Origin of the sequence: Micromonospora sp. DT81.3 (genome assembly GCF_049847225.1) — a bacterium.
Classification (GTDB): Bacteria; Actinomycetota; Actinomycetes; order Actinomycetales; family Microbacteriaceae; genus Microbacterium.
This window is the reverse complement of sequence record NZ_JBNCNY010000006.1, coordinates 233,482-253,801: the sequence shown is the minus strand read 5'-3', so window position 1 is coordinate 253,801 and position 20,320 is coordinate 233,482. Positions and strand designations below refer to the sequence as shown.

The window sequence follows — 20,320 nt, the reverse complement described above, 5'->3', positions numbered from 1 at the left end:
GGCGTGAAGTACGCCGAGACGATCGTCGACCTGGTCGGCGACACCCCACTGGTCAGACTGAACCACGTGACCGATGGGCTCCGGTGCACCGTCCTGGTCAAGCTGGAGTACTTCAACCCCGGCGGCTCCAGCAAGGACCGCATCGCGACCCGCATCATCGATGCCGCGGAGGAAGCCGGCCTGCTCAATCCCGGGGGCACGATCGTGGAACCCACCAGCGGCAACACGGGCGTCGGTCTGGCCCTGGTCGCCCAGCAGCGCGGCTACCGGTGCGTCTTCGTGCTGCCCGACAAGGTCGGCGAAGACAAGATCAATGTGCTGACGGCGTATGGCGCCGAGGTGGTCGTGACACCGACATCCGTCCCCGCCGACAGTCCCGAGTCCTACTACAGCGTCAGCGATCGGCTGGCGCGGGAGATCCCGGGGGCGTTCAAACCCAACCAGTACGAGAACCCCAACGGGCCCCGCAGCCACTACGAGACCACCGGGCCCGAGATCTGGCGCGACACCGACGGGGGCGTGACGCATTTCGTCGCGGGCGTCGGCACTGGAGGGACCATCAGCGGTACCGGGCGTTACCTGCGCGACGTATCGGGGGAGACCGTGCGCATCATCGGCGTCGACCCCGTCGGCTCGGTCTACAGCGGCGGCACCGGGCGACCCTACCTCGTCGAGGGCGTCGGCGAGGACATCTGGCCCGGCGCCTACGACCCGACGGTTCCGCACGAGATCGTCGCCGTCTCCGACGCGGAGTCGTTCGCGATGACGCGCCGGCTCGCACGCGAGGAAGGCATCCTCGTCGGCGGCTCGAGCGGGATGGCGGTGGTCGGCGCCCTGCGGGCGGCCCGGGACCTGCCGGAGGACGCCGTCGTGGTCGTCCTGCTGCCGGACGGCGGCCGCGGGTACCTCGGCAAGATCTTCAACGAGCGGTGGATGCGCTCGTACGGGTTCACCGACGTCGGCGAGAGCGAAACGGTCGCCGACGTTGTCGCCACGCGGGGAGGCGACATCCCCGAACTGGTGCACGCTCACCCGAGCGACACCGTGCTCGAGGCGATCCAGATGATGAGCGAGTTCGGCGTCTCGCAGCTGGTCGTGCTGAGCGCCGAGCCGCCGGTCGTCATGGGTGAGGTCGTCGGGTCGATCGATGAGAGCGGGCTGCTCGATCGGGTCTTCCGCGGTGAGGCGAAGGTGACGGATGCCGTCGGCCTGCATGTCGCGCCGACGCTGCCCCTGGTCGGCATCCACGATTCGGTGGCCGAGGCTCGTGAGGCGCTCGCCCACGCCGACGCGCTGCTCGTGACGAGGGACGGGTCGCCCCACACCGTCCTCACCCGCCAGGACCTACTGGCGTACCTATCGCGCTGAGCCCCCTGCGGGCGTGGGTAGGCTCGGAAACCATGAGCGAGCAGCACTTCAACACCCGCGCCATCCATGCGGGACAGCGTTTCGACCCGACGACCGGGGCCATCATCCCCCCGATCTTCCAGACCTCGACCTTCGTGCAGGACGGCATCGGAGGGTTGCGGGGAGGGTACGAATACGCGCGATCGGGCAACCCGACCCGTACGGCGCTGGAGGAGCAGATCGCCTCGCTCGAGGGCGGTGCCCACGCCCTGTCCTTCGCCTCGGGCCTCGCCGCGGAGGACGCGCTGCTGCGCGCCATCCTGAAGCCCGGCGATCATGTCGTGCTCGGCAACGACGCGTATGGCGGCACGTACCGCCTGCTGACCCGGATCTTCGGCCCCTGGGGCATCGAGACCACCACGGTCGAGATGAGCGATGCGGATGCCGTGCGCCAGGCCCTCCGACCGGGAAAGACCAAGGTGCTCTGGGTCGAGACGCCCAGCAACCCGCTGCTCAAGATCACCGACATCGCCGCGCTCGACGCCCTCGCACACGAGGCCGGTGCCATCGCCGTGGTGGACAACACGTTCGCGTCGCCGGCGCTGCAGCAGCCGCTCGCCCTCGGCGCCGATGTGGTGGTGCACTCGACCACCAAGTACCTCGGCGGCCACTCCGACGTCCTCGGGGGCGCCATCGTCGTAAACGACGAGGCGATCCGTGACGCGGTGGCCTTCCATCAGTTCGCCGCGGGGGCCGTGTCCGGCCCCTTCGACGCGTGGCTCACCACTCGTGGGATCAAGACGCTTGCCCTGCGGATGCAGCGCCATAGCGAGAACGCGCAGGCGGTGGCGGAGTGGGCCGCCGGCCGTTCGGAGTTCGACGCCGTCTACTACCCGGGCCTCGACACGCACCCGGGGCACGAGATCGCCGCACGGCAGATGACCGGGTTCGGAGGGATGGTCTCGCTGGCGCTCGCCGCCGGCCCCGGCGCCGCCCGGGCGTTCGCTGAGTCGACGGTGCTGTTCCAGCTCGCCGAGTCGCTCGGTGGCGTCGAGTCGCTCATCGGCTACCCCGCCGAGATGACCCACGCCTCCGTCCGAGGGACCGAGCTCGCCGTCCCCGAGAACGTCGTGCGACTCTCGGTGGGCATCGAGGATGCCCGCGATCTCATCGCCGACCTCGAAGAGGGCCTGTCGCGGCTGGCGCACTGATCTCGCGCGGCTCGCGCGGTGATACGGCGGCGGCACAACCGGAAAACGGTTGCTGATCGCGTCGCCGTGTCGCTCTCCGCTCGAACGCTCCGGTATCATTGGTATTCGTCGAATCGATTCGACGTCCGCTGTCGCCGGTGGTCGAGCCCCGTGTTCCTCCGAGACAGCTCCCCGCTTCCTTCCCTCCCCGCGCCGAAAGGGCTTCGTGACCGCCACCGCCAGTGTCCCCGTCCAGAACGAGAAGCCTGTTGCGCCGACGCCCAAGGCCTCCACCGCCACCGGTGCCATCCGCGTGCTCGGGGCGAACCCGGCCACCGCGCCGATCATGCTGCACCCGGGCGATGCCATCCCCAACCGCCGCCGGGTGCTCTACATCGTGCTGCTGGGCGCCCTCACGGCCCTCGGCCCGTTCACGATCGATCTCTACCTGCCGGCCTTCCCGGTGCTCGAGAGGGACTTCCAGACGACTGCCGGCGCGATCCAGCTGACGCTGACGGGCACGATGATCGGCTTCGCGCTCGGTCAGCTGATCGTCGGTCCGCTGAGCGACAAGGTCGGCCGCCGCGTCCCGCTGCTTGCGGCCACGGCGCTGCACGTCGCGGCAAGTGTCGCCGCCGCCCTGGCGCCGACCCTCGACCTGCTGATGGCGGCCCGCGTCGGCATGGGCATGGGGGCCGCGGCCGGTGGCGTCGTCGCCATGGCGATCGTGCGGGACCTCTTCGGCGGCCGGCGCCTCGTCGTGATGCTCTCGCGCCTCGCGCTCGTTACGGGTGTCGCCCCGGTCGCCGCGCCTCTCATAGGATCGGCCCTGCTCACCGTCATGCCCTGGCGAGGCATCTTCGTCGTGCTCTCCATCTACGGCGCCGTCATGCTGGTCTGCGCGCTCATCTTCGTGCCCGAAACGCTTCCGAAGGCGCGCCGGCAGGAGCGGGGGAGCACCACGGTGCTGCAGCGCTACAAGAGCGTGCTCAGCGACCGTGTCTTCCTGGGCGTGCTGATCGTCGGCTCCATGACCTTCAGCGGTCTCTTCTCGTACCTCTCGGCCTCCTCGTTCCTCTTCCAGGAGACCTACGGATTCGATCCGCAGCAGTACGGCCTGCTGTTCGCGGTGAACTCGCTCGGCGTCGTGCTGGGAGTGCAGAGCGCGTCGCGGCTCGCCGCGCGCTTCGGGCCGCAGTGGGTGCTGGCGTACTCCACCTCCGTGCTGGTCCTCTCATCCACCGTCCTCATCGTCGCCGACCAGCTCGGGCTGGGCCTGTGGGGCGCGATCATCCCGCTCTTCTTCTTCATGACGGCGTGCGGCTTCACGTTCCCCTGCGTGCAGGTGCTGGCCCTCGATCGGCACGGCAAGGCGGCGGGTACCGCGGCATCCATCCTCGGTGCCGTGAACTTCGGCGTCGCCGGGCTGGTGTCTCCGCTGGTCGGACTGATCGCGCACGACGCCGGGATCACCGCCACCACGATGGCTTCGGTGATGGCGGGCAGCGCGGTGATCGGCGCTCTCGGTCTGTGGTTGGTGGTGCGCCCGCGCACCGTGGCCATGCTGCGGCCGTAGGCAGCCGGCGATGCTGCGGCCTGAACAACTGGCGATGCCGCGGCCGTAGGGGCGCGGCGATGCTGCGCCCCTACGGCGCGTCGTCCGCGATCGGCTGCAGCCGGAACAGCCGCACCGTGCGTCCGGAGTCGCGCTCGTACCCGCGGTATCCGGGCCACTGCCGCTCGATGCGCGCCCAGACGGCGTCGCGTTCCGTGTCGGCAATGAGCGACGCGTGAACACGCATCCGTCGTGCTCGCACGGTGATGGCCGCGTCGGGGTGCGCCAGCAGGTTGGTCGTCCACGCCGGATGCCGCTCGCCCGCGAAGTTCGTGCCGGCGACGATAGCCCGCCCCTGTCCGTCCGGCGTGTACATGAGAGGCGCATCACGCGGTTCGCCGGAGCGGGCTCCGGTGGTGTGCAGCACCAGCGACGGCACGAGGAGCCCGCTCAGCTGCACACGGCCACCGGTGAGGCGAGTGACGAATCGCTCGACCGACGGCAGCACGATGGGCCCCCATCGTCGGAAGACCCGGGTGCGCGTCAGCGGTGCGAGAACCGCCCGGGCGACGTCCACCACTCTTACCATGGCTCATTGTCTCGCGGCCAGGCTCCCCGGGTACCCCTCGGCGCAGGGCACAATTGACCAATGGACGAACATCAGGTGACGATTCGCCCGTTCCCGCGTGTCCACGTGCTGCTGTGGTGGGGGTTCGGCCTGCTCGCCGCGAGCCTGGCGCTCGGGGCCTTCATCTTCTTCTTCCGCGGGAACGGGCCGTTCGCGGTCGACGTCTGGTGGATGACCACTCTCGCTGCGGCGCGCGGTGATGTGCTCCTCGCGGTCTCGTACGCGATGAACTTCGCCGGCGCCGGCTGGTTCGGTGTCTTCGCAATACCCATCGCCGTCGCGGGCGCATTCCTGATAGCCCGAAGACCGTGGGCCGCGCTGTTCTTCATCTGCGCCGAGATAGCGGGAGCAGGTGCCGTACAAGTGATGAAGCACCTGTTCGGGCGCGCAAGGCCCGAGGACATCATCGTCATCTCGGACTTCGGCTCATTCCCGTCGGGGCATGTGGCGAACGCCGCGACCGTCGCCGTCGCGATGTGGGTCCTGTTTCCCCGCGTGTGGGTCGCCGTCGCAGGAGCGGTCTGGACGCTGCTCATGGCCTTCTCCCGCACCTACCTGGGGGCGCACTGGCTGAGCGACACGGTCGGAGGCGCGCTCGTGGGAGCGGCCGCGACACTGCTGGTCGCCGCGGCGTTCGCGCGCGTGCTCGAGCGGGAATGGGGTCGCAAGCGGATCGAGGAGGCGGTTGCACCGCCGTCGCTAAGCTGAGCCCATGAGCGACCCAGGAGCCGACGTCACCGATCCCGCGGTCGCTGCAGCCGAAGCCGAGTTGGCCCGTCTTCGGGCCGAATCCGAGGCCGCCGAGGCCGAGGTGAAGGCGGCTCGGGCAAGGGCCGCGCTCGCGGCGGCCGAGGCGGCGGCGCTGAAGGCGGCCGCCGGTGCGGCGTCCTCCAGCGAAGCGCCCGTCAGGTCCGAAGCGCCCGCAACGACCGAAGCGCCCACGCATGAAGCGCCCACCCCCGAAGCGCCCGTCAGGTCTGAAGCGCCCGCAACGACCGAAGCGCCCACGCATAAAGCGCCCACCCCCGAAGCGCCCGCCCCGACTGAAGCGCCGGCTGCGCCAGAAGTCCCGCCAGCGCCAGAAGTCGGCCCGCTCGACGCCGAGCAGATCGCCGCCATCGTGCGGGGCTACACGTTCGAGGCGGCGACACTCGACCTCGGTGCGCTGCAGAACGGTGAGCCGGTCGCCGAGGCGCAGATCCGCATCCCCCTCGCGATGATGAACCGCCACGGCCTCGTCGCCGGGGCCACGGGAACGGGCAAGACCCGAACTCTCCAGGGCCTCGCCGAGCAGCTCGCCGCCAACGGCGTGCCCGTCTTCGCCGCGGACATCAAGGGCGACCTCTCCGGAGTCGCCACCCCGGGTGAGGCGAACGAGAAGCTGCTGGCGCGCACGAGGGCGATCGGCCAGGACTGGAAACCCGCGGCATCCGTCACCGAGTACTACGCCCTCGGCGGCCCTTCGGCAGGTTCGGGGACCAGCAAGGGCGTCCCGGTGCGGGCGACCGTGACCGGATTCGGACCGCTGCTGCTCAGCAAGGTGCTCGGCCTCAACCAGACCCAGGAATCGAGCCTCGGCCTGGTCTTCCACTACGCCGATCGAGAGGGGCTGCCGCTGGTCGACCTCGCGGACCTGCGCGCAGTGCTCACCTACCTCACGAGCGAGGACGGCAAGCCAGAGCTCGACGGACTCGGCGGGCTGTCGAAGGCCACGGCGGGCGTCATCCTGCGGGAGCTGATCACGTTCGCCGACGGCGGTGCGGACGTGTTCTTCGGCGAGCCCGAGTTCAGCGTGGAGGAGTTCCTTCGCACCGCCCCCGATGGCCGCGGGATCATCAGCCTGCTGGAGGTCCCGGGCGTCGCCGACAAGCCGGAGCTGTTCTCCACATTCCTGATGTACCTGCTGGCCGAGCTTTTCGAGCTCCTGCCGGAGGTGGGGGATGTCGACAAGCCGAAGCTCGTGTTCTTCTTCGACGAGGCGCACCTGCTGTTCCGCGACGCGTCCAAGGACTTCCTCTCCGCGATCACGCAGACCGTCCGGCTGATCCGCTCGAAGGGCGTCGGCGTGTTCTTCGTGACCCAGACGCCCAAGGACGTCCCGTCGGACGTGCTCGCGCAGCTGGGCTCGCGCATCCAGCACGCGCTGCGGGCCTTCACCCCCGATGACGCGAAGGCGCTCCGAGCCACGGTCGGCACCTACCCGAAGTCGGGATACGACCTGGAGCGCACCCTGCAGGAACTGGGCACCGGCGAGGCGATCGTGACCGTGATGAGCGAGAAGGGCGCCCCGACGCCCGTAGCGTGGACCCGGCTGCGCGCACCCCAAGGGCTGATGTCGCCGACGCCGGACGCGCAGATCGACGCGGCGGTCGCGGCATCCCCCCTGCTGGCGACCTATGGTGCGACGATCGATCGGGAGTCGGCCAGGGAGATCCTGACGGTGCGGATGAATGCGGCGGCGGCGGCGGATGACGCGGAGCGCGCCGCCCTCGAGAAGGCTAAGGCCGACGCCGAATTCGCGAAGCAGCGGGCCGCCATCGACAAGGCCGAGGCGGCGGCCGACAAGAAGGCTCGGGCGGAGTACGACCGGCTGCTCAAGAAGACCTCGGGCACCAGTCGCACGACATCGCGGCCGCAGAAGTCGACGATCGAGCAGGTTCTCGGGTCCAAGACCACCCAGACGCTGTTGAACGGCGTGATCCGCGGGGTGTTCGGAATCGGCCGGCGCTGAGCGCACCGGCGCGACCGCTTCCGTTCATCGGGAGCGGACGGCGCTGACTCGGCGCGCCCGACTTAGCATGGAGGTATGGCGAAGAGGCCTCCCACAGCAGACATCGACGAGGCGCGCGTCCGGGTCACCGGCAGCAAGAAGTCGGCTGTCGGCATTCCCGGCGTGATGCACGCCGTGCAGTACTCGATCGAGCAGATGGGTGTGCTGCGCTCGGCGCAGACCCTGCTGAAGGTGAACCAGAAGGACGGCTTCGACTGCCCCGGCTGCGCCTGGCCGGAGGAGGACAAGCGGCACATCGCGGAGTTCTGCGAGAACGGGGCGAAGGCCGTCGCCGAGGAGGCGACGATACGCCGGATCACGCCCGAGTTCTTCGCCGAGCACTCGCTCGAGGACCTGAGCGAGCACGACGACTACTGGCTGGGACAGCAGGGACGGCTGACGCATCCGATGATCCTGGATGAGGGTGCCACGCACTACCGGGCCATCACGTGGCACGAGGCCCTGCGTGAGATCGCGGATGCCCTGCGCAACCTCGAGGACCCGAACGAGGCGGTCTTCTACACCTCCGGTCGCACCTCGAACGAGGCCGCCTTCCTGTATCAGCTGCTGGTGCGAGGGCTCGGCACGAACAACCTTCCCGACTGCTCGAACATGTGCCACGAATCCAGCGGCGTGGCGCTCGGCGCGACGATCGGCATCGGCAAGGGGACGGTGTCGATCACCGACATCCACGAGGCCGACCTTCTCATCGTGGCCGGACAGAACCCGGGGACCAACCACCCGCGCATGCTGAGGGCCCTCGAGAAGGCCAAGGCGAACGGCGCGACCATCATCGCCGTGAACCCTCTGCCGGAAGCCGGGCTGACCCGCTTCAAGAATCCGCAGACGCCGAAGGGGATGCTGCTGGGCGGCACGAAGCTCGCTGACCGGTATGTGCAGATCCGGCTCGGCGGGGACCAGGCGCTGTTCCAGGCGATCGGCAAGCACCTGCTGGAAGCGGAGGATGCCGAGGGCGGCGTGCTCGATCGGGCCTTCATCGAGGACTACACCGACGGGTTCGACGAGTATGCCGACGCCGTGCGGGCGATGCCGTGGCGGGAGCTCGTGACCGCGACCGGCGTGCCGGAGAAGACGCTGCGTGCCGTCGGTGAGACCGTGCGGCACTCGAAGGCGACGATCATCTGCTGGGCGATGGGCCTGACGCAGCACAAGCACTCGGTTCCGACGCTGCGCGACCTCGTCAACGTGCTGCTCCTGCAGGGCAACATCGGCCGGCCGGGCGCCGGCGTCTGCCCCGTCCGCGGGCACTCGAACGTGCAGGGCGACCGCACGATGGGGATCTACGAGAAGCCGTCCGAGGCGTTCCTGTCCGCGCTCGACCGGGAGTTCTCCTTCACCGCACCGCGCCCGCACGGGTACGACACCGTGGAGGCGATCCGCGCGATGCGCGACGGCAAGGTGCGGGTGTTCATGGGCATGGGCGGCAACTTCGTGATGGCCGCCCCCGACACCGCGGTCACCGAAGCGGCGCTTCGCCGCACAGAGTTGTCGGTCCAGGTGTCGACGAAGCTGAACCGTTCGCATGTCGTGACGGGTCGGCGGGCGCTCCTCATCCCGACGCTCGGACGCACGGACCGCGACCGCCGCGGCGGAGCGGAACAGCGCGTTTCGGTGGAGGACTCGATGGGCGCCGTGCATTCCTCGCGTGGGCGACTCGCCCCACCGAGCGAGGACCTGCTCAGCGAGGTGGCGATCCTCGCCCGGCTCTGCGCGCTGGTGTTCGAGGGACGACCCGACACCCCGCGCGCCGACTGGACGGCGCTGGAGGCGGACTACGGCCGCATCCGTGGGCACATCGCCGACACCATCCCCGGCTTCGAGGACTACGACCGTCGAATCGACAAGGGGGCGACGCTGTCGCTGCCGAACGGCCCCCGCGACGAGCGGCGCTTCGCTACGGAGACCGGCCGGGCGCGCTTCACGGCCAACCCGCTGGAGTATCCCCGCATCCCGCGCGGCCGGCTGCTGCTGCAGACGCTCCGCTCCCACGACCAGTACAACACCACGGTGTACGGCAAGGACGACCGGTATCGCGGCATCCACGACGGCCGCCGCGTCGTCTTCGTGCACCCCCGCGACATCCAGGAGCGAGGCTTCGCGGAGGGCGACATCGTCGATCTCGTGTCGGAGTGGCCCACGGCATCCGGGCACACAGAAGAGCGGCGAGCCGAGGCGTTCCGGATCGTCGGGTACCGCACGCCCCGCGGCAACGCCGCCGCGTACTATCCCGAGACGAACGTGCTGGTGCCCCTCGACTCCGTCGCCGAGGGCAGCGGCACTCCGACGTCTAAGTCGATCGTCATCCGGCTCGAGCGGCGCGCGCCATAAAGTGAGTGCATGTCCGCTACGCCCCTGACCGCCGCCGTGATCACCGTCTCGGATCGCTCGGCGCGGGGTGAGCGGGTGGATGCCTCGGGCCCCGTGGCGGTCGACGCCCTGCGGACGGCCGGTTTCGCGTGCCTCGACGCCACGATCGTCGCGGACGGCGCCGACAGCGTGACCTCGGCGCTGCGGGCGGCGCTCGCGGCAGGCGCGCGGCTCATCATCACTTCCGGGGGCACGGGCGTCGGGCCGCGCGACGCGACGCCCGAAGGCACCTCTGTCGTGCTCGAGCGCGCCGTCCCGGGGATCGCCGAGGAGCTGCGCCGCGCCGGTGCGGCCGAGAAGCCGGCGGGGATGCTCACGCGGGGCCTCGCCGGGGTCACGGGGCACGCCCTCATCGTGAACCTGCCCGGGTCACCGGCGGGGGTGGCATCCGGCATGCCGATCGTGCTCTCGGTGGCGCGCCATGTGATCGACCAGCTGGCGGGAGGGGACCACGGATGACCGGCGTGCGCCTCGCGAGGATCAGTTCGAGCCCGCTCGACCTCGACGCCCACCTGAGCGCCATCGACGACGCGTCGGCGGGCGCGGTGACGACCTTCGTCGGGCGCGTGCGCGATCACGATCCGGATGCCGCGGGCGAAGTCGTCGCGCTGGAGTACTCGGCCCACCCGGATGCGGAGGCGGCGCTCCAGGCGATCGCCGGGAGGGCGATCGGCGACACCGCGGCCCTCGTCGCGGTGAGCCATCGGATCGGGCGGCTGGGCGTCGGCGACGCCGCCGTGGTGATCGCCGTTGCGTCGCCGCACCGTGCCGAGGCCTTCGATGTGTGCCGCGAGGTGATCGAGGCGATCAAGCGGGAGCTGCCCGTCTGGAAGCGGCAGATCGAGGCCGACGGCTCGACCGCGTGGAAGGGCCTCGGGGGTTGAGTCGTCCCCGAGTCACCGTCTGCGCTGAGACGGCTCAGCCGCCCGCGAAGGGCGGCAGCACGTCGACCAGCGAGTCCTGCCCGAGAGCGGCGTCGTCATCCGCGCGGGACCCGTCGACCAGCACCGCGCAGCGGGGGAGTATCGCGCCGAGGTCGGGGTGCTCGGCTCCGAGCGCGGCGCGCAGCTCGCCCAGGCTCGCCTCGAACCGGGTCTCGGTGTCGAGACCGGCGGCCTCCTCGGCGGCGGCGAAGTAGCGGACTCGTGCCATCACGGCCTCGCGTTCCACGTCTCCGCGAGCTGGGAGACCTCTTCGACGACGGCGTCGATGTCGGCGGCCGACCCTCCGCGGCGCCCCGCCGCCAGCCCGGCGGCGAAGGTGCTGAGCGGCGCAGCCGGACGGGTCACGTCGTTCGCCACGTCCCGGGCCAGGTCGAGGATCAGGGAGACCGGCAGCTCCTCGGCCGAGAAGCCGAGCCGCTCGCGGAGCGCCTCGGCCCACGCGTCGAGGGCTTCTGGCGGCTGTGTGCGGTTTGACTCTGCCATGGCTGCTCCTCGGGTGCTGGAGGCAGCGGCCGAGCGCCGCGCCCTGATCAGATCCTGCCACGTGTCGACATCGGCGGCGATGCCTCCCGGCGCTCGGACGGTGCCGATCTCGAGGTCGCTGAGCAGTTCGCGCATCGACGCGCCGGCCCCGGCATCCGTCATCCGGGCGGCGCCCTCGCGCAGTGCCGCGGTGCGGTAGAGCCCCGTCAGCCACTGGGGACGACCGCCGTCGTCGGCGAGGCACAGGCCGTCGGCCCACGGAGCGAGGGCCGCTGCGGCGAGCAGGTACGGGACCGCATCCTGCGCACGGGGCAGATCGGCGGCGAGCACGAGCACGGTCTCGGCGCCGTCGACGGCGGGCAGTGCCGCCAGGATGCCGGCCACCGGCCCGCCGAAGGGCGGCTGCTCGCGCACCCATCGCACGGTTGGGTCGTCCAGCAGTGTCGGGCCGGCCACGACGATCGGCGAGCACTCGGCGGCTATCGCGGCATCGAGGGCGCCGCGCAGCAGGCCGGTGCCTCCGACCGTCAAGAGGGGCTTGCGCGCACCGCCCATGCGGGAGGCGCGTCCCCCCGCCACGATGATCGCACCGAGGGGCCGGTTCATACGCCCGGCCGCACCCACGAGCCGGATCGACCGCCCTCCTTGGCGATCAGCCGTACGTTCTCGATCTCGACGGCCTTGTCGAGGCCCTTCACCATGTCGACGATCGCAAGCGCCGCGACACTCACCGCGGTCAGCGCCTCCATCTCCACGCCCGTGCGGTCGGCCGTGCGGACCGTCGCTTCGACGGCGACGCCCTCGTCCTCGATGGAGAGGTCCACCGAGGCGCCGTGCACGCCGATGACGTGTGCGAGCGGGAGCAGTTCGGCGCACTTCTTCGCGCCCTGGATGCCGGCGATGCGGGCGACGGCGAGCACGTCGCCCTTCGGCACGGTGCCGTCGCGAAGGGCGGCCACGACATCCGCCCCGCACCTCACGAACCCCCGCGCGGTGGCGGAGCGCACGGTCGGCTGTTTGTCGGTGACGTCGACCATGCGGGCGTTCCCGGCGTCATCGAGGTGCGTGAAGCTCATGAGATCAGCATGACATCGACCAGGTCGCCGACCTCGACCGCTTCGACCTCCGCGGCGACCACCGCGTAGGCCTCCGCACGACCCAGGCCACCGGCCAGGTGCGAGCCGGAGCCGCCGGACGTGGCCGGTCGGACCGTCCAGGCGGACGGGTCGGTGCGGTCCAGTGCGACCGGCAGGTACTGGCGACGACCGGGGGGTGTGCGCCACGCGGCGGCGGCCGGAAGGCGGAGCACCGGGCGCTGGATGTCGGCGCGCCCCTGGAGCGCGAGCAGGGCGGGTCGCACGAACACCTCGAACGACACCGCGGCGCTGACCGGGTTGCCCGGCAGTCCGAAGAGGAGGGCGCCTCCCGGCACGTGGCCGAAGCCCTGCGGCTTGCCGGGCTGCATGGCCACCCTGAAGAACCCCATCTCACCGGCTGGTCCCAGGGTGCCCTTCACGACCTCGTAGGCGCCGGCGCTGACGCCGCCCGAGAAGACCACGACATCCGCCCCGACGTCGTCGGCGTGTGCGATCGCCTCGCGCAGCGCGTGCGGGTCGTCCGGAACGCTCCGTCGCAGCACCACTCCGGCTCCCGCCTCGAGTGCGAGGCCCATCAGCAGCTCCGAGTTCGACTCGGGGATCTGCCCGCGCTGCAGCGCCCCGCCCGCGGCCACCAGCTCGGAGCCGGTGGAGACGATGGCGACTCGCGGCGTCTGCGCGACGGACACGTGGGTGACCCCCGCCGCCGCGGCGGCAGCCGCCTGCAGCGCGCCCACGAGAGTCCCCTTCGGCAGCAGCTCGTCGCCGATGGCGGCATCCTCCGCGCGGCGGCGGATGTGGACGCCGGCGCGCCGAGGCGCGTGGGTGACGGCCACCACGTCGAGCGAGTCCGCCAGTCCGCCTTCCGTCTCCTCGAAGGGGACGATGGCATCGGCCGCCGAGGGGATCGGGGCGCCCGTCATGATGCGGGCCGCCTCTCCCGGGCGCAACGGAGGATCGAGGTCGGTGCCCGCCGGCAGGTCGGCGACGACGCGCAGGCGCACGGGCGCGTCGGGACGAGCGATCGCGACATCCTCGAGGCGCACGGCGAAGCCGTCCATCGCGGAGTTGTCGAAGACCGGGATGTCCACGGCCGCACGCAGCGGCGCCGCCAGGGTGCGCCCGCGGGCACCGCCGACGGGTACGGACTCGCCTGCGAGGGGCTGCAGCGCGGCCAGGATCTCGGCGAGGTGGCGCTCTACCGAGCGGAGGTCGCCGGTCATGCCGTGCGATCCGCGAACGCCTGGCGCCATGCGTTCATCCCGCCGGTCAGTACCGTGGCGGGCACTCCCACGGCGGTCAGCGCCTCTGCCGCACGGCGGGCGCGGGTCCCCGCCTGGCACACCACGACGACCGGGCCGGCGATCGCGGAGGGGTCGCCCAGTACGGTGGCGAGCGGCACGTGGTGGGCTCCGGGCATCGGCTCGTCGGCGACCTCGAGGGCTTCACGCACGTCGAGCAGGGCGGGCGGGCTCGCCGAGGCGAGCGCCTCGGCGAGCTCGCGGGCCGACATCGACGCCACCGCAGGGATGGCGGGGGTGGGGGTGGCGGGTGCCGGGATGACGGGCGCGGGGGTGGCGGGGTTGGCGGTGGCGGATGCGGTCGACGTTGCGGTCGGTCGCGCTATGTGGTCGGATGCCGCCGTCCGACCGGGCCGGAGAGGCACTTCGCTCTGGCGTGACCGGAGCGAGTCGAGCACGAGGACGCGGCCGAGAAGTGGCTCGCCGATGCCGGCGATGAGCTTTATGGCCTCGGTCGCCATGAGCGAGCCGACCTGCATGCAGAGGGCGCCGAGCACGCCCACCATCGCGCACGTGGGCACGTCGCCGGTGCTTCCGTGCGGGTAGAGGTCCGACAGGCGCACGGCAGGGAAGCCCTCGGGCGGCGATGACCAGAAGACGGTGACCTGCGCATCGAAGGCCTGCACGGTGCCCCACACGAGCGGCAGGCCGAGCTGCTCGCATGCCGCGGCGACGGCCTCCCGCGTGTCGAAGGTGTCGCTTCCGTCGATGACGAGGTCGGCGCCGGCGAGGAGGCCGGCCGCGTTCTCGGCGCTCAGACGCACCTCCCGGGTCAGGACGCGCGTCTCGGGGGAGAGGTCCGCGGCGACGCGGGTGGCGCTCGCCACCTTGGGCGACCCGACGTCGGAGAGCCGGTGCATCACCTGCCGCTGAAGATTGGATGCCTCGACCGCGTCGTCGTCGATCACGGTCAGCGTGCCCACCCCAGCCGCGGCGAGGGCCAGCATGACGGGGGAGCCGAGGCCGCCGGCGCCGATCACCGCGACGTGTGCGGCGGCGAGGCGCCGCTGCCCGACCTCGCCGAGGGCGGCAAGGCTCGTGTGGCGTGCGGTGCGCGCGCGTTCGGCCGGGCTCAGGGCCGGAATCGGTTCGACGAGCGGGGGCAGCGGCATGCTCCCAGGCTAGCCGCGCGGCGGCCGAGGCGGGTGTCTGCGAATCGGCCCGCAGCCCGCACGCGCGGCTCAATTCGGGGGCTCAACCCGCATCTGCGGTGATACGGTCGGAGTGTGCCATCATTCAAGGTCGTCGAGGCCGCACGGCTTCTGGGCGTGAGCGACGACACGGTGCGTCGCTGGATCGAGCAGGGGGCGCTGCCGACCACTGGAGTGTCGCCCGCCGAGGTGCCCGGTGATGCCCTCGCCGCCCGTGCCGTAGAGCTGGCGCGCGGTGCGGCGGACCCTGCCGACGTGCTCTCGAGCGCACGCAATCGCTTCGTCGGGCTCGTGACACGTGTGCAGGTCGACGGTGTCATGGCGCAGGTGGACATCCAGGCCGGACCCCACCGCGTCGTCTCGCTCATGTCCGCCGAGGCCGTGGACGAGCTCGGGCTCGAGGTCGGCTCGCTTGCCGTTGCCGTGGTGAAGGCAACGAACGTCATCGTCGAGACTCCGAAGGGCTGAGCGTGAGACGGCGTGCAGCTCTCGCGCTGTCGGCGGCGCTCCTCGCGCCGATCCTGGCGCTGGGAGGGTGCGCTACGCCGTCCGGGAGCCCCGAGCCGCCGGTGGCCTCGCCGTCGAGCGGGGGCGCACTGAGGGCCGAGCTCACGATCTACGCGGCCGCGTCCCTGTCGACCGCCTTCGATGAGCTGGCGGCGGCTTTCGAGTCTGAGAACGCCGCCATCGACATCCGCCCCATCGTCTACGACGGGTCGAGCACGTTGGCCAGGCAGCTGCAGGAGGGCGCGCAGGCCGACGTCTTCGCGTCGGCCGACGAGACGAACATGGGCAAGGTCGACGCGCTTCTCGACGGCTCCAGCGAGATCTTCGCGACCAACACTCTCGTGCTGGCGACACCGGCAGGCAACCCTGCCGACGTCACGAGCCTCGCGGACCTCGCCGATCCGGGAGTGACGGTTGTGCTGTGCGAACCGGAGGTCCCCTGCGGTGCGTCGTCGCAGAGACTGCTCGACGCCGCGGGGGTGACCGTCACGCCCGCCAGCCTGGAGCAGAACGTCACGGCCGTGCTGACGAAGGTCGCTTCCGGCGACGCGGACGCCGGGCTCGTCTACCGCACCGATGTCATCGATCGCGCAGACGTCGAGAGCATGGCGCCGGAGGGCGCCGCCGACATCGTCAACCGGTACCCGATCGCCGCCCTCACCGAGTCGGCCCAGCCGGAGGCCGCTCGCGCGTTCGTCGACTTCGTGACCGGGGCGCGGGGGCAGCGGATCCTTGCCGACCACGGCTTCGGGGCACCGTGAGGCGAGATGACCGCGCGTTTCTGCCGCCCGTGCTCGCCGTGCCGGCGATCCTCGGTCTCGCCCTGCTGGTCGTGCCACTGGGGGCGCTCGTCGCGAGGGTCGAGTGGAGCACGCTCTGGGCCGACATCACCTCGCCGGCCGCGGTCGACGCCCTGCTTCTCTCTCTTCGCACGGGCCTCATCGCGACGGGCATCTGCGTCGTGCTCGGCGTGCCCTTGGCGCTCGTGATCGCGCGGTCCGGTCCCCGGGTGTCGGCGCTGCTGCGGGTGCTGGTGACGGTGCCGCTGGTGCTGCCTCCCATGGTCGGAGGCGTGGCGCTGCTCTTCCTGTTCGGGCGCAGCGGACCGCTCGGCGCCCTGCTGGAGGACGTGTGGGGGCTCCGCATCCCGTTCACGACCACGGCGGTGGTGCTGGCGCAGGCGTTCGTCGCCCTCCCGTTCCTTGTGCTCGCCCTCGAAGGGTCGCTGCGCACGGCCGGCGTCGGATACGAGCGCGTGGCGGCCACCCTCGGCGCCGGTCGCTGGACGATCCTCCGCCGGGTCACCCTTCCGCTCGCCGCACCCGGATTGATCGCGGGGGTCGTGCTCTGCTTCGCCCGCGCGATCGGCGAGTTCGGTGCGACGGCTCTGTTCGCGGGCAACGCGCCCGGTGTGACGCAGACGATGCCCCTCGCGATCTACACCGCATTCAACGGCTCCGGCGTCGGTCAGGGCACCGCGGTGGCGCTCTCCCTGCTGCTGCTCGTCACGGCGCTCGCCGTGCTGCTGCTGGTGCGCGGATGGCGCCCCGGGACGGCCCGGTGAAAGCGCCCGGCGGGATGGGCGCCTCCCTCGACGCCCGCGTCGTGATCGTCCGCCGCACCGGCTTCCGCCTCGACGTCGCGGTGACCGCTGCGCCGGGGGAGATCGTGGCGGTGATGGGGCCGAGCGGCGCCGGCAAGTCCACCCTGCTCGAGGCCGTCGCGGGGCTGGTGCACATGACCGACGGGCGCATCCGCATCGGCGATCAGGAGGTCGCCGCGAGCCACCCGCCGCTGCACGTGCGACCCGAGAAGCGAGGCGTGGCTCTGCTCGGGCAGGAGCCTCGGCTTTTCCCGCATCTGACCGCGCGCGAGAACGTCGCCTTCGGGCAGCGATCCCGCGGCGTCTCGCGGGCGGATGCGGGCCGGGGTGCCGACGGGTGGCTCGTGCATGTCGGCCTGCCCGGCATCGGCGATCGCCGGCCCTCGGACCTCTCCGGGGGGCAGCAGCAGCGGGTGGCGATCGCACGGGCGCTTGCGGCATCCCCTCGCCTGCTGCTGCTCGACGAGCCGCTCACCTCGCTCGACCCGGAGACCGCCGGCGAGATCCGGGGGATGCTGCAGGAGCAGCTGGCCGAGGCGCAGGTCACCGCGGTCTTCGTGACCCACGATGCGGTCGATGCGGTGGCCGTCGCCTCACGGCTCGTGCTGATCGAGGGCGGGCGAGTGAGCCAGGCGGGGAACGTGCGCGACGTGCTGGAGGCTCCCGCCACGCGGTTCGCCGCCGCGGTGGCGGGGCTCAATCGCCTGGAGGGAACTTCGCACGCGGGCGGATGGCGCGGCGGGTCCCCGCGTGCGCGGGTCTTCTTCGAGGGCGTGGATGCCGCATCGCGGGCGGCGGCGGCTCCGGATGGGGTGCCGCTGGTCGCGGTGTTCCGTCCGGGCGCGGTGAGGATCGATCGGCCGCCCGAGTCGGCGGGCGTCGCTCGCGCGGCCACAGACCGGACCGACGCCGGTTCCTGGCTCGCGCGCGTCGTGCGGCTGGAGCAGACGCCGGCCGGGGTGCGGGTGCACACGGCCGAGCCGGCGGTCGCGGTGGACGTGCCGACGACCACGGCCGCTGAGCTGCGCCTCACGGCAGGTGCTCCCGTCCGGCTGCGGGTGGCTGCGAGCGATGTCCGGTTGCAGCCTGGCGCGAGTGGGTAGGGTCGAGCGGTGACCGACATCCGCCCCTTCCGCCCCGGCGACGAGCCGGCGCTCACCGAGATCTGCGTCCGGACGGCCGACGCCGGGGGAGACGCCACCGGGATGTTCCGGGACGACCAGCTGTGGGCCGACATCTTCGCGTTGCCCTATGCCGTCAGGCATCCCGACCTCGCCTTCGTCGTGGAGACGGACGACGGTCGGGTGGTCGGATACATCGTGGCCGCGCCCGACACCGACGACTTCGAGCGCTGGTTCGCGCAGTCGTGGTGGCCGTCGGTGCGCGACCGGTACCCGCCGGACGGCGCGGGGGAGCGGGAGCGGGGCATCATCGCGTACGCCGAGAACCGCGCGCCCGGGCGCGCGCGGCACGCGGCCGAGTTCCCGGCGCACCTGCACATCGACCTGCTTCCGGAGCTGCAGGGCCAGGGTTTCGGTCGTCGGCTGATCGACAGGCTGCTGGCCGCGCTGGCGGCGCGGGGTGTCGCCGGGGTGCACCTCGTGGCATCCGAGGAGAACACCGGAGCCGTGCTGTTCTATCCTCGGGTGGGGTTCACGGCGCTTCCCTCCGAGCCCGGCTCGCGAGCGTTCGGTCGCCTGCTGTCCCCGGGAGGTCGGATCCCGGCCTGACCCTCCGGAACGGGCGTAGCGTCGAGGCATGACCTCGCTCCCGCTCTCCTCGCCCTCGGCCGCGCCGACAGGCCGCGAGCCTGCGCTCGTGGCCGTGCAGCGTGCGGATGGGACCGCCCCGCGCGCATTGGTGCTCGGAGCAACGGGGTATATCGGTGGTCGCCTCGTGCCGCGGCTGCTCGCTGCCGGCTACCGGGTGCGGGTGCTCGCTCGGGATGCGGCGCGGGTTGCGGCGTTCGAGTGGGGGAGTCGTGTCGAGGTCGTCACCGGCGACGCGACGGATGCCGGGGCGGTCGCCGAGGCCGCGCGGGATATCGATGTGCTCTATTACCTCGTCCACTCGATGGGCGCGGGCACGGGGTTCGAGGATGCGGATCGCCGGGCGGCGAACGCCGTCGCGGGCGCGGCGGCCGCGGCATCCGTCGGGCGCATCGTCTACCTCGGCGGGCTGCATCCGGACGGCATCGCGCTGTCCCCGCACCTGCGGTCGCGGGTCGAGGTGGGAGAGATCCTGATGGACAGCGGCGTGCCGACGCTCGTGCTGCAGGCCGGTGTGGTGATCGGGTCGGGCTCTGCCTCGTTCGAGATGGTGCGGCATCTGACCGATGTGCTGCCGTACATGCCGGCGCCGAAGTGGGTGCGCAACCGCATCCAGCCGATCGCCGTTCGGGACGTGCTGCACTACCTGCTCGGGGCGGCTCGGGTGGCGCCGGACGTCAACCGTGCCGTCGACATCGGGGGGCCGGATGTGCTGCGCTACGGCCAGATGATGAACGGCTATGCGGTCGAGGCGGGGCTGCCGCAGCGGGCGATCGCGGCGCTGCCGGTGCTGACCCCGCGGCTCGCGTCGCACTGGGTGAATCTCGTCACGCCGATCCCTCGTCGGGTCGCGATGCCGTTGGTGGAGTCCCTGCAGAACGAGTGCATCGTGAAGGATCACGCGATCGACGAGCTGATCCCGCGGCCGGAGGGCGGTCTCACCTCGTATCGCCGGGCGGTGGATCTGGCTCTCGGAAAGGTGAAGCAGGACGATATCGAGACGAGTTGGCAGGATGGCGAGGTGCTCGGGGTCCCGAGCGATCCGCTGCCCAACGACCCGGACTGGGCGGGGCGGGTGGCATTCACGGATGTCCGGACCGCGTGGACCGAGGCGTCGCCCGATGGCCTGTGGCGGGTGATTCAGGGGATCGGTGGGGAGCGGGGCTGGTACTCCAATCCGCTGCTGTGGGCGATCCGCGGGTGGATGGACAAGCTCGTCGGCGGGGTGGGCTTGCGCCGGGGGCGTCGGCATCGGGACCGTCTGGTCGTGGGGGATGCGGTGGACTTCTGGCGGGTGGAGGCGATCGAGCCGGGTGCTCTGCTGCGTCTTCGGGCGGAGATGAAGGTGCCGGGGCTGGCCTGGTTGGAGATGAGGTGCACGCCGGATGCCGGTGGGGCGCGCTACGACCAGCGGGCCGTGTTCTTCCCGAGCGGGCTCAGTGGGAGGTTGTACTGGCTGGCGGTGCTGCCCTTCCATGGGTTCATTTTCGCGGGGATGGCGAACCGGATCACGGCCGCGGCCGCGCTCGCCGAGAACGCGTCCGCTGTGCCGCTGGGCGAGGTGTCGGTCCTCTGATGTCGTCGGCT

General features: G+C 71.5%; 20 protein-coding genes. 14 read left to right on the top strand and 6 right to left on the bottom strand.

Going from position 1 to position 20,320, the window contains the following annotated elements; genetic code table 11:
- Window positions 1–3 precede the first annotated feature (3 nt).
- The 3 genes from ACPW96_RS15360 to ACPW96_RS15350 all read left to right on the top strand — a co-directional run bounded on the left by ACPW96_RS15360 (window position 4) and on the right by ACPW96_RS15350 (window position 4,113).
- A complete protein-coding gene (locus ACPW96_RS15360; RefSeq protein WP_425884110.1) occupies window positions 4–1,368 on the top strand; it encodes a cystathionine beta-synthase in 1,365 nt (454 codons plus the stop codon).
- A 32-nt stretch (window positions 1,369–1,400) separates the two neighbouring features.
- Window positions 1,401–2,558 (top strand): cystathionine gamma-synthase, encoded by a 1,158-nt coding sequence (locus ACPW96_RS15355; protein WP_425884108.1) that lies wholly within the window; start codon window positions 1,401–1,403, stop codon window positions 2,556–2,558.
- Window positions 2,559–2,763: 205 nt separating this feature from the next.
- Window positions 2,764–4,113 (top strand): multidrug effflux MFS transporter, encoded by a 1,350-nt coding sequence (locus tag ACPW96_RS15350; protein ID WP_425884106.1) that lies wholly within the window; start codon window positions 2,764–2,766, stop codon window positions 4,111–4,113.
- Window positions 4,114–4,183: 70 nt separating this feature from the next.
- On the opposite strand, the gene ACPW96_RS15345 is transcribed toward ACPW96_RS15350, so the two are convergent.
- Window positions 4,184–4,681 (bottom strand): nitroreductase family deazaflavin-dependent oxidoreductase, encoded by a 498-nt coding sequence (locus ACPW96_RS15345; protein ID WP_425884105.1) that lies wholly within the window; start codon window positions 4,679–4,681, stop codon window positions 4,184–4,186.
- 60 nt (window positions 4,682–4,741) lie between these two features.
- On the opposite strand from ACPW96_RS15345, the gene ACPW96_RS15340 reads away from it, so the two are divergent.
- From ACPW96_RS15340 to ACPW96_RS15320, 5 genes are all read left to right on the top strand, one after another.
- Window positions 4,742–5,428, top strand: coding sequence for a phosphatase PAP2 family protein (locus tag ACPW96_RS15340; protein ID WP_425884104.1), 687 nt, complete (start codon window positions 4,742–4,744; stop codon window positions 5,426–5,428).
- Between the two features lie 4 nt (window positions 5,429–5,432).
- A complete protein-coding gene (locus ACPW96_RS15335) occupies window positions 5,433–7,451 on the top strand; it encodes a helicase HerA-like domain-containing protein (protein WP_425884102.1) in 2,019 nt (672 codons plus the stop codon).
- Between the two features lie 75 nt (window positions 7,452–7,526).
- Window positions 7,527–9,839 carry an FdhF/YdeP family oxidoreductase gene (locus ACPW96_RS15330; RefSeq protein ID WP_425884100.1) on the top strand — a complete coding sequence of 771 codons (2,313 nt, stop codon included), beginning with the start codon at window positions 7,527–7,529 and terminating at the stop codon, window positions 9,837–9,839.
- 9 nt (window positions 9,840–9,848) lie between these two features.
- Window positions 9,849–10,337 carry a MogA/MoaB family molybdenum cofactor biosynthesis protein gene (locus ACPW96_RS15325; RefSeq protein ID WP_425820696.1) on the top strand — a complete coding sequence of 163 codons (489 nt, stop codon included), beginning with the start codon at window positions 9,849–9,851 and terminating at the stop codon, window positions 10,335–10,337.
- Window positions 10,334–10,762: a molybdenum cofactor biosynthesis protein MoaE gene (locus ACPW96_RS15320; RefSeq protein WP_425820697.1), complete on the top strand. Its 429-nt coding sequence runs from the start codon at window positions 10,334–10,336 to the stop codon at window positions 10,760–10,762. Before ACPW96_RS15325 ends, ACPW96_RS15320 begins: the two co-directional genes overlap by 4 nt.
- Window positions 10,763–10,796: 34 nt before the next feature.
- Here ACPW96_RS15320 and ACPW96_RS15315 read toward each other — a convergent pair whose 3' ends face one another.
- Genes ACPW96_RS15315 through ACPW96_RS15295 form a run of 5 tightly spaced genes read right to left on the bottom strand, consistent with a single transcriptional unit; the run spans window position 10,797 to window position 14,815 of the window.
- A complete protein-coding gene (locus tag ACPW96_RS15315; RefSeq protein ID WP_425820698.1) occupies window positions 10,797–11,030 on the bottom strand; it encodes a MoaD/ThiS family protein in 234 nt (77 codons plus the stop codon).
- The gene (locus tag ACPW96_RS15310; protein WP_425820699.1) at window positions 11,030–11,911 is read right to left on the bottom strand and encodes an NTP transferase domain-containing protein; all 882 of its coding nucleotides are present in this window, start codon (window positions 11,909–11,911) and stop codon (window positions 11,030–11,032) included. Before ACPW96_RS15310 ends, ACPW96_RS15315 begins: the two co-directional genes overlap by 1 nt.
- Window positions 11,908–12,381 (bottom strand): cyclic pyranopterin monophosphate synthase MoaC, encoded by a 474-nt coding sequence (gene moaC / locus ACPW96_RS15305; protein WP_425820700.1) that lies wholly within the window; start codon window positions 12,379–12,381, stop codon window positions 11,908–11,910. The genes ACPW96_RS15310 and moaC overlap by 4 nt, the downstream gene beginning before the upstream one ends.
- On the bottom strand, window positions 12,378–13,625 hold the full coding sequence (glp, locus tag ACPW96_RS15300; protein ID WP_425884099.1) for a gephyrin-like molybdotransferase Glp: 1,248 nt from the start codon (window positions 13,623–13,625) through the stop codon (window positions 12,378–12,380). Before glp ends, moaC begins: the two co-directional genes overlap by 4 nt.
- The gene (locus ACPW96_RS15295) at window positions 13,622–14,815 is read right to left on the bottom strand and encodes a ThiF family adenylyltransferase (protein WP_425884098.1); all 1,194 of its coding nucleotides are present in this window, start codon (window positions 14,813–14,815) and stop codon (window positions 13,622–13,624) included. Before ACPW96_RS15295 ends, glp begins: the two co-directional genes overlap by 4 nt.
- Before the next feature lie 114 nt (window positions 14,816–14,929).
- On the opposite strand from ACPW96_RS15295, the gene ACPW96_RS15290 reads away from it, so the two are divergent.
- From ACPW96_RS15290 to ACPW96_RS15265, 6 genes are read left to right on the top strand one after another with little or no spacing between them, the layout of a single operon-like run.
- Window positions 14,930–15,322, top strand: coding sequence for a TOBE domain-containing protein (locus ACPW96_RS15290; protein WP_425820703.1), 393 nt, complete (start codon window positions 14,930–14,932; stop codon window positions 15,320–15,322).
- Window positions 15,323–15,324: 2 nt separating this feature from the next.
- Window positions 15,325–16,122 carry a molybdate ABC transporter substrate-binding protein gene (gene modA / locus ACPW96_RS15285; RefSeq protein WP_425884097.1) on the top strand — a complete coding sequence of 266 codons (798 nt, stop codon included), beginning with the start codon at window positions 15,325–15,327 and terminating at the stop codon, window positions 16,120–16,122.
- The gene (locus ACPW96_RS15280; protein ID WP_425884096.1) at window positions 16,119–16,925 is read left to right on the top strand and encodes an ABC transporter permease; all 807 of its coding nucleotides are present in this window, start codon (window positions 16,119–16,121) and stop codon (window positions 16,923–16,925) included. Before modA ends, ACPW96_RS15280 begins: the two co-directional genes overlap by 4 nt.
- A gap of 14 nt (window positions 16,926–16,939) precedes the next feature.
- Complete coding sequence (locus ACPW96_RS15275; protein ID WP_425884094.1) at window positions 16,940–18,067, top strand: sulfate/molybdate ABC transporter ATP-binding protein; 1,128 nt, start codon at window positions 16,940–16,942, stop codon at window positions 18,065–18,067.
- Window positions 18,068–18,076: 9 nt separating this feature from the next.
- Window positions 18,077–18,694: a GNAT family N-acetyltransferase gene (locus tag ACPW96_RS15270; RefSeq protein WP_425884093.1), complete on the top strand. Its 618-nt coding sequence runs from the start codon at window positions 18,077–18,079 to the stop codon at window positions 18,692–18,694.
- Window positions 18,695–18,722: 28 nt separating this feature from the next.
- The gene (locus ACPW96_RS15265) at window positions 18,723–20,309 is read left to right on the top strand and encodes an SDR family oxidoreductase (protein ID WP_425884092.1); all 1,587 of its coding nucleotides are present in this window, start codon (window positions 18,723–18,725) and stop codon (window positions 20,307–20,309) included.
- The last annotated feature ends 11 nt before the right edge of the window (window positions 20,310–20,320 follow it).

Bases quoted from the DNA above. Each gene is read 5' to 3' on its own strand.
- ACPW96_RS15355 (WP_425884108.1), top strand. From the start codon at position 1,401: ATGAGCGAGCAGCACTTCAACACCCGCGCCATCCATGCGGGACAGCGT.
- ACPW96_RS15345 (WP_425884105.1), bottom strand. From the start codon at position 4,681: ATGGTAAGAGTGGTGGACGTCGCCCGGGCGGTTCTCGCACCGCTGACG.
- ACPW96_RS15340 (WP_425884104.1), top strand. From the start codon at position 4,742: ATGGACGAACATCAGGTGACGATTCGCCCGTTCCCGCGTGTCCACGTG.
- ACPW96_RS15335 (WP_425884102.1), top strand. From the start codon at position 5,433: ATGAGCGACCCAGGAGCCGACGTCACCGATCCCGCGGTCGCTGCAGCC.
- ACPW96_RS15330 (WP_425884100.1), top strand. From the start codon at position 7,527: ATGGCGAAGAGGCCTCCCACAGCAGACATCGACGAGGCGCGCGTCCGG.
- ACPW96_RS15325 (WP_425820696.1), top strand. From the start codon at position 9,849: ATGTCCGCTACGCCCCTGACCGCCGCCGTGATCACCGTCTCGGATCGC.
- ACPW96_RS15320 (WP_425820697.1), top strand. From the start codon at position 10,334: ATGACCGGCGTGCGCCTCGCGAGGATCAGTTCGAGCCCGCTCGACCTC.
- ACPW96_RS15315 (WP_425820698.1), bottom strand. From the start codon at position 11,030: ATGGCACGAGTCCGCTACTTCGCCGCCGCCGAGGAGGCCGCCGGTCTC.
- ACPW96_RS15310 (WP_425820699.1), bottom strand. From the start codon at position 11,911: ATGAACCGGCCCCTCGGTGCGATCATCGTGGCGGGGGGACGCGCCTCC.
- moaC (WP_425820700.1), bottom strand. From the start codon at position 12,381: ATGAGCTTCACGCACCTCGATGACGCCGGGAACGCCCGCATGGTCGAC.
- glp (WP_425884099.1), bottom strand. From the start codon at position 13,625: ATGACCGGCGACCTCCGCTCGGTAGAGCGCCACCTCGCCGAGATCCTG.
- ACPW96_RS15295 (WP_425884098.1), bottom strand. From the start codon at position 14,815: ATGCCGCTGCCCCCGCTCGTCGAACCGATTCCGGCCCTGAGCCCGGCC.
- ACPW96_RS15275 (WP_425884094.1), top strand. From the start codon at position 16,940: ATGGGCGCCTCCCTCGACGCCCGCGTCGTGATCGTCCGCCGCACCGGC.
- ACPW96_RS15265 (WP_425884092.1), top strand. From the start codon at position 18,723: ATGACCTCGCTCCCGCTCTCCTCGCCCTCGGCCGCGCCGACAGGCCGC.